This is a genomic window from Neiella holothuriorum (assembly GCF_019457915.1).
Lineage (GTDB): Bacteria > Pseudomonadota > Gammaproteobacteria > Enterobacterales > Neiellaceae > Neiella > Neiella holothuriorum.
On the sequence record NZ_JAHZSS010000002.1, the window covers coordinates 304,782 to 316,704 of the forward strand.

The window sequence follows — 11,923 nt, forward strand, 5'->3', positions numbered from 1 at the left end:
GTATTTTGTTTTTATTTCAACAGAGCCAACATCACGGCGTTCTGCGCGTGCATGCGGTTTTCGGCTTGTTGCATAATGATGGATTGCTTGCCATCGAGTACATCGGAGGTCACTTCTTGTTCCCGATGTGCTGGCTGACAATGCATAAAGTATTTAGCGCCGCTCATCACCATCAACTTCTTGTTGACCTGGTACGGCATGAATTTTTCGGCAATGACTTCAAACGGGGTCTCGTCACCCATCGAAATCCAAGTGTCGGCATAAATGGCATCAACGCCTTTCAGTGCATTGATGTCGTTGCTAATGGTTAAGCTGGCGCCCGATTTGGCACACAAGGCTTGTGTATCAACCACGACTTGGCCGTCAACGCCATGGCCCGGAGGCGTGACAACCACCATGTTACAACCCAAAATCGCGGCAGTCAGCATGAGCGAGTGAGTGACATTGTTGCCATCGCCAACATACGCAAGGGTTTTGCCTTCAACACTGCCGAATTGCTCAACTAAGGCTTGGAAGTCTGCTAGCGCTTGGCACGGGTGATATAAATCAGACAGTGAATTGATGACTGGAACTGAGCCATACAGAGCCAGCTCTTCGAGCGTTTTTTGGCTGAACACTCGAGCGACAATACCATCGACCCAACATGACAAGTTAAGGGCAAAATCTTTCACGCTTTCGCGTTTGCCTAAGGCGCCATTTTGTTGATCGAGATAAACCGCGTGACCACCTAGCTTTTGAATACCCACATCAAAACTCACGCGAGTTCGCAGCGATGGCTTCTCAAAAATGGTGGCAATGCTTTTGCCAGCTAAAGCTTGCTGATAGTCCTGAGGGTTGTTCTTGAGATCTATGGCTTGGGCAAGCAGCTGTTCGATGGTTGCTTTGTCTAGATCTTTAACTGTGAGTAAGTGTTCAAACGTCATAATGATTCTCGATTCATCACGGTGTAACTGTTAATTCGTGTTGCCGTTACGGCAGAATGCGGGTGCCAACAGGCTCACCCTGTAATAAGCCGGCTAATCGCTCGGGGTAGCGCCAGTTTGCCACTGCAATAGGGCGCTGAAGCGAACGAGCTGTAGCCAGCGCGGCTTTTGTTTTTGGGATCATGCCATCGGTGATAACACCGTCAGCAATCAACTGTTCAATGGCGGCTTCATCTAATTTCGCAATGAGCTGCTTGTTTTCATCCAAGACACCATCAACATCTGAAAGTAGCACTAAATCGGCACTCAGCAACTGGGCAATGACTGTTGCTGCATCATCACCATTTACATTGAGTAGGCGACCTTCATTCGACATTGCGATGGACGATATCACCGGTACCTTGTTCGCGCTAAGTAATGCTTCAATTAATGCCGGATCGGCGGCTTCGCAAGTACCTACAGCACCCAATGCTGGATCTAATTCGCTGGCTTGAGTGATGCCGCCGTCGGCCAAGCTAATGCCACAAGCATCAACGCCACTTTGTTTGGCATAAGACACCAACAATTTATTGGCGTAGCCAGCCAATGCACCAACCACAACAGGCATATGGTCATCGGGGGTAACACGCAAGCCGTTAAGTTTCTCGCTGACTAAATGTTGCGCTTGCATCTGTTGCTCAACAAAAATACCGCCACCGTGGACTAACACCACTTGGTGGCCTTTGCTTTGTAGATCGGCAACAGCAGCAAATAATTTGAGGGCTGGCTCGGCTTGCTCCATCACCGCGCCGCCAAGTTTGATAACCACCAAACTCACAGTGCGGCTCCTGTGGCAAACGGGAAGTCGGCTAAGCCAAAACGAATGTTGGCACACTGAATAGCTTGGCCTGCCGCACCTTTCAACAGGTTATCTTCGGCGGCAACAAGCACCGCATGGCCAGTGGTTTCATCAACCTTCCAGCCCACATCAACATGACAAGTATTGGCCACATTTTTTATGCTTGGCGTTTGCCCGCCCATGCCATCGTACAAACGCACGCAAGCACTGCCATCGTAGGCGCTATGATAGGCCGCACTCACTTGTTCGGCGGTTACGCCTTGGGCTAATTTAACGGTAATTGTGGCAACAATACCACGTGGGAAATTACCTAAATGGGGGGTGAAAATGACTTCGCGACCCAATTGGTCACTTATCTCTGGTTGATGACGGTGACCCAAAACACCATACGGGTGCAGGCTCACTTCACAGAAATTATTCACCATACTGGCTTTGCGGCCGGCGCCGGATACGCCAGAAACAGCATTAATCACGGGGTATTGAACGGCATCGAGTAAACCTGCTTGCTGAAGTGGTTTAAGTGCCGACAAAGATGCCGTTGGATAACAACCTGGGACGGCCACTAAGTCAGCCGTTTTAATTGCCTCGGCATTCCACTCGGCTAAGCCATATACCGCTTGCTTGAGTAGCTCGGGTTGCTCGTGCTCAAAGCCATAATACTTAGGGTAGATATCAGCATCGACAAAACGAAAGCCGCCTGATAAATCCATGACCACCGCGCCTTGTGCCAATAAGGTTGGCGCAAGCTGAGTGGACACCTGATGCTCAGTCGCTAAAAACACCAGATTGTGCTGCTCGCCCACAACGGCTAATTCGTCGTCAGTCAATGGTGTGATCGGTAAATCGAGTAAGCCCAAAAAGCGTCCATGTAAGTGACTCAGTTGCTTACCACCGTCAACACTGGCGGCGGATACATACACTTTACCTAGCTCTAATTGAGGGTGGCGGGCAATGAGCGCGGCCAGTTCAACGCCGGTATAGCCGCTGGCTCCAATGACGGCACAACGAATCGACTGAGACATACAAATTTCCAGATTAATCAGGGCTAACAAACGGGGGCCAGATAAGGCTACACGGCACCCAATAAAATAAGAGTCACACATTATCTTTGATTGCATGGTTATGCAACAAATATGCATGAATATATGGATTATTCGATTAGAGCTGTTGTAAACTTTCGTTACCACCTGAGTTTAGAACAACTCCAAACTGGTTCGAGAGGCTTCAGCATTGAGCCTTTCGTGATTACTGTTAGAATCGGTAATCGAAAAAGCACTTTTGAAACCGGCAGTTTGCTGGTTTCGCTTTCTTTGCAGCGTAACGAAGGTACATGTTCATGGAGCACTATGAAGCTTTGCGCGCCAATGTGCGCAAACTGGGAAACCTGTTAGGCGACGTCATTCGTCGAGATTTGGGCGATGAGTTGTTTAACCAAGTGGAGCACATTCGCACCTTAGCCAAGGCTGCGCGCGCTGGCGACAGCGACGCCAATCAACAATTAGAAGCCACCTTGGGTAATTTAACCGATGACGAACTCACCGGCGTAGCCCGCAGTTTTAATCATTTTTTAACGCTGGCCAACACGGCCGAGCAATACCACAACATCTCGCGTGCCGCGAATGAAGCGATCGATAAGCCAGATCCGTTTGAGGACATGCTTGCCCGCTTCGAGCAGCAAGATATTAATAAAGACCAAATCTCAGAAGCGATTAACAAACTCTCCGTTGAGTTGGTGCTAACCGCACACCCAACCGAAGTGAGCCGACGTACATTAATCAATAAGTACGTTGATATTGCTGACTGCTTGGAATTGCTAGAGCAAGCTGACTTACCAAAACGTCAGCGCAGCAAAACCGAGAACCGCTTAGCGTCTCTGATCCATCAGGCGTGGAGCTCAAATGAGATCCGTAGCCAGCGACCAACGCCGGTTGATGAAGCCAAATCGGGCTTTGCGGTGGTTGAGTCATCCTTATGGGATGCGGTGCCTGATTACCTTGAGCAGCTTGATGAGCTGCTGAAAAACAAACTTGATATGGCGCTGCCTCTCGATGCGCGGCCGGTCAAATTCGCCTCTTGGATGGGCGGCGACCGCGATGGCAACCCGTTTGTGACTGCCAAAGTAACCCGCGAAGTGTTGTACTTGGCGCGTTGGAAAGCCGCTGATTTATATATTGGTGACTTGGAAGTGTTAGCCAGCGAGCTGTCGATGCGTGCTTGCAACGACAAAGTACGCGACCTGGTCACTGACGGCAACGAGCCTTATCGCGAGATTGTTAAAGGCTTGCGCGACCGCATGAAAGCGACACGTGCAGCACTTTATAGTGCCCTCAATGGCAGCTTCTCTAAGCTCAAGCAGCCCGGCCTAATCCACTCCAAAATGGATCTTCTGGCGCCGTTACAGCTGTGTTATGACTCACTAATTGAATGTGGTCTGGAAACTATTGCCAACGATCGCCTGCTGCGCACCATTCGCCGGGTTCATTGTTTTGGTATTCACTTAACACGCTTAGATATTCGTCAAGATGGCGAGCGCCATGCGGAAGTATTCAGCGAGTTAACTCGCTACTTGGGCCTTGGCGATTACATGCAGTGGAGTGAAGACGACAAGCAAGCCTTTTTGCTGCAAGAACTCAACAGCAAGCGCCCATTGATCCCGCGTAACTGGCAACCAAGTGATGATGTACAGGAAGTGCTAGATACCTGTGCCGTGATTGCCGATACCGACCCAGATACCTTGGGCACGTACATTATTTCTATGGCGAGTAATCCGTCTGACGTATTGGCGGTTCACCTGCTGTTACGTGAAGCGGGTATTTCATACGTCATGCCAGTGGCGCCACTGTTTGAAACGCTCGATGATTTGGAAGGCGCCGTTGATTGTATGGATCGCCTGTTCTCCGTTGATTGGTATCGCGGTTACATCGATAGCAAGCAAGAGGTGATGATCGGGTACTCCGATTCAGCCAAAGATGCAGGCGTACTTGCTGCGGCTTGGGCGCAATATACCGCGCAAGAAGCCTTGGTGGCATTGGCCGAACAAAAAGGCATTTCAATCACCTTATTCCATGGCCGAGGCGGTACGATCGGTCGCGGTGGCGGGCCAGCTCACCAAGCTATTCTGTCGCAACCTCCTGGTTCACTTAAAGGTGGCTTGCGAGTAACGGAACAGGGCGAAATGATTCGCTTCAAGTTCGGTTTGAGCGACTTAGCCGTGCGCAGTCTGGCGATTTATACCAGCGCCGTACTGGAAGGCATGTTAACACCGCCGCCAGTGCCTGAAGACAGCTGGCGTGAGGTCATGGGCGAATTGGCGACCGAGTCTTGTGACGCTTACCGCGCCATCATTCGTGGTGAAAAAGATTTCGTCCCTTACTTCCGTGCAGCCACGCCGGAACAAGAGCTTGGTAAATTGCCATTAGGCTCTCGTCCAGCTAAACGTAAACCCGGTGGTGGCGTAGAAAGTTTGCGCGCCATTCCATGGATTTTCGCTTGGTCGCAAAACCGGTTGGTCTTGCCTGCTTGGTTAGGTGCTGGTCAGTCGCTGGCGAGTGCGTTGAAAAACAACCACGGCGATACCATTGAAGAAATGTTCACTAACTGGCCGTTCTTCCGCACACGTTTGCTGATGCTGGAAATGGTATTCATGAAGTCAGACGCAAGCTTGTCGGCTTACTATGACAAGGTGTTAGTGCCAAAAGAGCTGCAACCGCTCGGTGATAAGTTGCGTAGCCAATTGGCCGCTGATATCGAAACGGTGTTGTCGATTACCCATGACAACGGCTTGATGGAGCGGGAGCAATGGAGTCGTGAGTCCATTAAGTTGCGTGCAACTTACATGGAGCCGTTACACCGGTTGCAAGCTGAGTTGCTGCAACGCAACCGCGCGTGTGACGGTGATGAGGCTTGTGAAGCAAACCAGAAGCACCTTGAGCTCGCCTTGATGGTGACCATCACAGGTATTGCTGCGGGCATGCGCAACTCAGGCTAACAGCGAAACGCTTCGCTTTACTCCTAAAAACCGTAATCGTTTGATTGCGGTTTTTTTATGGCCGCAAATCAAGCGCTACTGAGTGCAGCAAGTTTATTCCTCACAAGGGAGCTTGAAAGGCCGAGCTAGAAGTTACCGAGAGGTTTGCTTGGAGTTGCTTCGTAATCGTTGAACAACCGGTATTGCTAAGGCGATTAATGCCAAAGCATTGAGGGCCGGTACGAGAATGCTATACGAGGTACCAAGCCAACTGCCACTGGCGCCGGAATCGAATACAAAGCGATCGATAAAACGCGCGATATTCAAGAGCCCCAGTAGGGTAAAAATTGTCATCAGCTGGGCCGAGGTTTTGCACATATAGGCGATGTTCAAGCTAATCAGTGCGAGGATAAATAGCGCTTTAACGAAGTTGATTGTCGATGCGCCGAGATACCAATAGTAGCGATATTGTTCGAGGGGGAGGGTTGCCAAGTAGCTCATCAGCTGCGAGCCGACAAGGCCGATCAGCACGTTGGCTAAAGCAATGTTCCGAATAATCGGTGAGCGCCAGTTGGCAAAAACCAGTAACCACGCGACAGCCAACATAAATTCGCTAAGGTTAATTGATTCTATGAGTTGCCAAATGGGGCTCATCCGTGACTAATCCGATACGGCTAGTTTTATTTTGGATCGACTTCATCGGGTGGCTGTTGACCACCGCCGTCACCACCCAAAGTTGGATAGTTCAGCATAGATATTCTCCTTGTTGCGAATCAAAACGCTATAACTCAATGTAGGACGTGAGCAAGCTGGTGTTGGGCGCTTCGTGCGCCCACTTAAAACTAACCGTTGTTTTTGTTATTTACCAGAGGGTTAATGGCTAATTTTATGATTCGTTGGCAACGATCGCAGTTCGTCGCCGGTGGAGATTAAGGTCTTACGCCAAGCGTATGACAAATGGCGTATGACAAATCTGCTCGATTCAAGGTATAGAAATGAAAATCTTTCACCCCTTCTTTGCTTAGTACTTTAACCATGTCCATGGCAATAGAAGCGGCCAGCAAGTTGCGGGTGCCTTGATCTTCATCGAGGCCATCGTACATTTTGTGCATCCACTGGGGCACCGCCACATTGGTCATATCAGCAAAGCGCTTGAGCTGCGTGAAGTTGGTGACTGGTAAAATACCCGGCACAATTTCAACGTCAATTCCGGCAGTTAGGCAGCGATCGCGAAATCGAAGATAACTTTCTACATCGAAAAAGAATTGGGTAATGGCACGGTTTGCGCCGGCATCTACTTTACGCTTGAGGTTGATGAGGTCAGCCTGCGCACTTTTCGCTTCAGGGTGAACTTCAGGGTAGGCTGCCACCGAAATATCGAAGTCGTGTTGTGATTTCAATAGTTCTACTAAATCGGCTGCGTACATGTCGGGTCGCTCAGGATTACCTTCGGGTAAATCGCCGCGCAACGCAACGATGCTGCGAATTCCGCTGTGCCAGTATTCGTTAGCGATGTTGGCAAGTTCATCACGGCTGGCATCAATACATGTCAGGTGAGGCGCAGACGCAACGCCGGTTTCTGCTTGAATACGTTTGACGATTTCATGGGTGCGATCTCGTTCACCGCCGCCAGCTCCGTATGTGACCGACATGAATTTAGGCTTTAACGGTGCCAGACGCTCAACACTGTTCCACAGCGTTTGTTCCATTTTTTCAGTTTTTGGCGGAAAGAACTCAAACGAGACATTAATGTCGTCGGATAAATCGGCCAAGCTCTGATTGAGAGAGCCAAGGTGTTGAGCGTGATGGTAACTCATGGCAGTAAAGTCCTTCGCAAATTGAGTAAAACCAATAAATGGATGTTTAGACGTCTATACGTCTTTTTACCGATGAAGCGAGAAGCTGTCAACCGGCAATTTCAGGTCACGCTTTGGTCAAACCTGTCGTAGCAGGCGACATAAGCGGAACAAATCCATTTGTATGGCACCTGCTGCTAGCTGCAAACCGGCGCCCGGCGCTTGCAAGACCATTGGCGCTTCGGCATACCACTTACTACTGATTGCCGCCGCCGTCACCGCCGCTGGCAAGTTAGCAAATGCGTGATCGCGCGGAATGCTCGTTAAACCGGCGCAAATGGTGCCATTGCGATCAAGTGAAGCTTGGTAGCTCAATACGTGCTGTTTGGCCGCTGCTTGTTGATAGAGTTCAGCCATGTGCTGATCAAGTAACTCGGCTTCATCCCAACAAGCATCTAATGACATGGCTTCCCAACCGGCTGGCAATACGCTTTGTCGCTGAACTTGTTCTGGCTCCACATCTAAATCGAGCCGACGAGCCAGAATAAGAAGTTTGTGAACCACATCTTCGCCCGACAAATCAAGGCGGGGATCCGGCTCGGTTAACCCCAGCGCCATGGCTTGTTGAACCAGATCGGTGAACGAGCCCTTTCCATCGTAGTGAGCTAACAACCAACTCCAAGTGCCGGAAAAAATCCCTTCGACATGGTCAACTTGATCGCCGGCATTGTGGAGTGCATCAATGGACTCGGTGATGGGTAAGCAGGCTGATATTGTGGCACCAAATAGCCAATGACGCGCGCGTTCTTGTTGGTGTTGTGTAATTTCTCTGTACACACTTAACGATGCCGCGGCTGGCTTTTTATTGGCGCTGACGACATGACAACCGGATTCGAACAAGCGCGGGTACTGCAAGCCAAAAGCTTCGCTGTCAGTGGCATCAATGACCACGAGTTCATCATATGGATGGCTTGCCAGCAATTGACTGAGCTCTGTCATGTCATAGTCGGCCGCTGATTGTTGGTAGCTATCAAAGGCTTGTTCGGGTAGACCGGCAAAATCGATCAAGGCGCGAGATTCGCCCACAACACCCGCTAGCACAACATCTAAATTGTGATGGTTGGCCAAATGAGTTTGTTCGTTGGCGTAAAGATTGAGCCAAGCTTGGCCAACCTTGCCGGCACCAAACAACACAATGCCCATGCGCTTGTCGGGGCTAGCAATGGCTTGGTGTAATTGCGCCACTAAGTCATCAAGCTCGGTTTGGCGCATCACTGCAACGAGCGACACCCCATCAGGCCCGGTTTCAATAAACTCAACCGGCGCATGATCAAGGCGACGGTAGAAGCTGTGATAATGGCGTGCGTTATCGCGAACGCCCGCGCCAACGAGCGCCAGCAAACAATGTTGATCGTTGAGTGTCAGGTGCCCCACTTGGGAGACATCGGCGAGCAGCTCGAATGCGGCCGAGGCAATTTCTTCAGTGAAGCAATAGCGCAAGCAAAACTGGTCATCGCTAACGTGCGCTGCTAGCGGCATAAGCTGATGTTTATTAAATAGTGCCGAGACGGTTTGATGAAGCTCACTCATCGAATGAGACTTGTCGCTGGTAATTGAAATGACACTCACCCGATCGAGGTAAGTGACAGTTTTTGCTCCCTTGTCCCCAGCCTGACCAGAAATCATTTGGGTGGCATTGCCATGTGCGGCAAAGGTTGAGCGCACCGCCGCTCGAATATGAGTGCCTAACAAGGGTTGCAAGGTGCGGGCATGTAATACCGGAGAGCCGAGTCGAGCCAGTTCATCTGCTTCTTGCAGTGATAGTAACGGCAGCGTGTGTGCGCCACTAACTTTGCGAGGATCGGCACTGTATACACCGGCTACGTCAGTCCAGATGGTGACCGACTTCGCATTGGCCAATACCGCGAGCATGGACGCTGAGTAATCGCTGCCGTTGCGCCCTAACGTCACACTTTGGCCCTGCTGATTGCGGGCAATAAAGCCGGTAACAATGAGCCTGACATCGGCATGTTGTTGTTGAATAGGCGCTAGCTTGAGTCTTGATTGATCAACACTAATGGCGGGTTGTGGCCCGTCGCCAGCGACAAAGATGGTTCGGGCATCGAGCCATTGTGCCTTACTGCCACGGTTAGAGAGCAAGGCGGCGAGTAAGCGTGCCGACCATATTTCTCCGTGGATCACAAACTCAGCCTGACGTTCATGGGTTAGTGGTTGGGTTAGCCAAAGCTGCAGGTTGGCAACGTCCATGGCCAATGCTTGCTGCAATGGCTGGCCAGCTTGAGCCGGTAATAATTGCTCAATCAGGTTGTGTTGAAATTGCAGCAACGTCTGTAAAAGCGAGTGCTGTTCGTTAGCGTCTTGCGATTCCATGCAAGCGAGCAGCGTGTTGGTGGTTTTCCCCGCAGCGGAAACAACCACCATATCGCCACCATGGGTGTTGGCTTGTACTAACTCACAGACCTTTTCGAAGCAGTGAGGATCGGCCAGGCTAGAGCCGCCGAATTTATGAACCTGTGGAGCTGCCATGGTGAACGATTACCTTTTTATACGTGCTGACCTGCGGCGCGAAATAGGATGACTTACCCGCGCCGGTTATTGTTACTCAAGGACCGAGAGAGCGGCATTAAGATCGGCAATTAAGTCGTCGACATGCTCAATACCAACCGACAGTCGCAGCAAGTTATCCGTGATGCCCGCTGCTAAACGCGCGTCCTCATCCATGGCTGCATGGGTCATGGTGGCAGGGTGAGCAACCAAACTCTCAACACCGCCGAGAGATTCTGCCAAACAGAATAGTATTAACTCGTCTAGGAAGGCTTTGACCTGCTCGATATCGGCATCTAATTCAAAAGCAATCATGCCACCAAAGCCATGTTGTTGGCGTTTGGCGAGTTCGTGGCTTGGGTGATCGGTCAAGCCTGGGTAGTGAACTTTGGAAACTTTCGGATGAGCCACTAACAACTCAACAATTTTTTGAGCGTTTTCTTCATGTTGACGCACGCGTGGTAATAAGGTGCGAATGCCACGCAGGGTCAGGTAGCTATCGAACGGAGCACCGGTTACGCCGATACAGTTGGACCACCACGCAATTTGTTCGCCAATTTCTGGATCTTTGGCGATCAGGCAGCCGCCTACCACATCACTATGGCCGTTAATGAACTTAGTGGTTGAGTGCAGTACCAGATCGGCGCCCAAAGTTAGCGGTTGCTGCAGCGCTGGCGACATAAAGGTGTTGTCGACCACGACTAGGGCATCAACGGTATGAGCCTTGTCAGAAATCGCGGCAATATCGACCAGTCGCATCAGCGGATTACTAGGAGTTTCGACCCACACCATTTTGGGACGGCGAGCCAATACTTCGGTCAGTGCTTGTTCATCATGCTGATCAACAATGGCTAACTCGAAGTGGCCTTTTGCCGCTAAGTTAGTGAATAAACGATAGGTACCGCCATAGCAATCGTGCGGGATCACCAGTAAATCATTGGCATCAAGCAACATCGTGGCTAAGTGGCAGCCGGCAGTACCGCAAGCGGTTACCACGCCATGAGCGCCTTGCTCTAATTCGGCCAATGCTTGGCCGAGCATATTGCGGGTTGGGTTGCCCGAACGCGAATAGTCGAACTCACGTTTTTCATCAAAACCGGCGAAGCTGTAGGTACTGGTCAAATAAATAGGCGGTACCACTGCGCCAAATTGGCTGTCAGTGTCGATGCCTGCGCGGACTGCGCTTGTCGCTACATGGGTGACTTTTTTATCAGTCATGATGCTCTCCAGTTCTGCGCCTGATGACGGCGGCGATTCAATTATGGCGATATCTGCCATCTAGCATGCAACCTTAGCGGTGCATTGTGTGGACGTCAAGACTTCTGGACGTCTAGAAATAAGGGCGTATAGAAAGCCATATTTGACTGAAGCAAACAGGGCGGTACAATCGGCCTTGATTATTTGGTTCAATGACAATAGTTCAATGACAGGTCAACTTATGACGAGCAAGTGGAATGGCGAGTACATTAGCCCATACGCCGAACATGGTAAGAAGAATGAGCAGGTTAAAAAGATCACCGTGTCGATTCCGCTCAAGGTGTTGAAAGTTCTGACCGACGAAAGAACTCACCGCCAAATCAATAACTTGCGTCACGCGACCAATTCAGAGTTGCTGTGTGAAGCGTTTTTGCACGCTTACACCGGGCAGCCTCTGCCAACCGATACTGATTTGAGTAAGGATGATCCGGACAATATTCCGGCGGAAGTCCGACGTTTGTTAGAAGAGCGTGGCTTGCCAATTCCTGACTTATACGCAGAAGAATCTGAAGATTCCGACTAGCAATCCGCTTAACTCACGGTTAAGTGCCGCTGCTTTGTCTTTTTCGACCTCATG

The 11,923-nt window shown here is 50.5% G+C and carries 9 protein-coding genes; 2 read left to right on the forward strand and 7 right to left on the reverse strand.

All coding sequences use genetic code 11. From position 1 onward, the window contains the following. Positions 1-11: 11 nt before the first annotated feature. Genes K0504_RS03210 through argC form a run of 3 tightly spaced genes read right to left on the reverse strand, consistent with a single transcriptional unit; the run spans position 12 to position 2,783 of the window. A complete protein-coding gene (locus K0504_RS03210) occupies positions 12-923 on the reverse strand; it encodes an ornithine carbamoyltransferase (RefSeq protein WP_220102705.1) in 912 nt (303 codons plus the stop codon). Positions 924-969: 46 nt separating this feature from the next. After that, entirely contained in the window at positions 970-1,740 is a 771-nt protein-coding gene (gene argB / locus K0504_RS03215) for an acetylglutamate kinase (RefSeq protein WP_220102706.1), read from the reverse strand. Further along, positions 1,737-2,783, reverse strand: a complete 1,047-nt coding sequence (argC, locus tag K0504_RS03220) for an N-acetyl-gamma-glutamyl-phosphate reductase (RefSeq protein WP_220102707.1) — start codon at positions 2,781-2,783, stop codon at positions 1,737-1,739. The genes argB and argC overlap by 4 nt, the downstream gene beginning before the upstream one ends. A gap of 314 nt (positions 2,784-3,097) precedes the next feature. Here argC and ppc point away from each other — a divergent pair, with 314 nt between their 5' ends. Continuing rightward, positions 3,098-5,749 carry a phosphoenolpyruvate carboxylase gene (gene ppc / locus K0504_RS03225; RefSeq protein WP_220102708.1) on the forward strand — a complete coding sequence of 884 codons (2,652 nt, stop codon included), beginning with the start codon at positions 3,098-3,100 and terminating at the stop codon, positions 5,747-5,749. Positions 5,750-5,881: 132 nt separating this feature from the next. On the opposite strand, the gene K0504_RS03230 is transcribed toward ppc, so the two are convergent. From K0504_RS03230 to metB, 4 genes are all read right to left on the reverse strand, one after another. After that, positions 5,882-6,382, reverse strand: a complete 501-nt coding sequence (locus K0504_RS03230) for a hypothetical protein (RefSeq protein ID WP_220102709.1) — start codon at positions 6,380-6,382, stop codon at positions 5,882-5,884. A 275-nt stretch (positions 6,383-6,657) separates the two neighbouring features. Further along, on the reverse strand, positions 6,658-7,545 hold the full coding sequence (gene metF, locus K0504_RS03235) for a methylenetetrahydrofolate reductase (protein ID WP_220102710.1): 888 nt from the start codon (positions 7,543-7,545) through the stop codon (positions 6,658-6,660). Between the two features lie 117 nt (positions 7,546-7,662). Next, entirely contained in the window at positions 7,663-10,071 is a 2,409-nt protein-coding gene (gene metL, locus K0504_RS03240; protein ID WP_220102711.1) for a bifunctional aspartate kinase/homoserine dehydrogenase II, read from the reverse strand. Positions 10,072-10,143: 72 nt separating this feature from the next. Further along, positions 10,144-11,307 carry a cystathionine gamma-synthase gene (metB, locus tag K0504_RS03245; protein ID WP_220102712.1) on the reverse strand — a complete coding sequence of 388 codons (1,164 nt, stop codon included), beginning with the start codon at positions 11,305-11,307 and terminating at the stop codon, positions 10,144-10,146. Positions 11,308-11,527: 220 nt separating this feature from the next. Between metB and metJ the strand changes: the two genes are divergently transcribed. Continuing rightward, complete coding sequence (gene metJ, locus K0504_RS03250) at positions 11,528-11,869, forward strand: met regulon transcriptional regulator MetJ (protein WP_220102781.1); 342 nt, start codon at positions 11,528-11,530, stop codon at positions 11,867-11,869. Positions 11,870-11,923 lie beyond the last annotated feature (54 nt).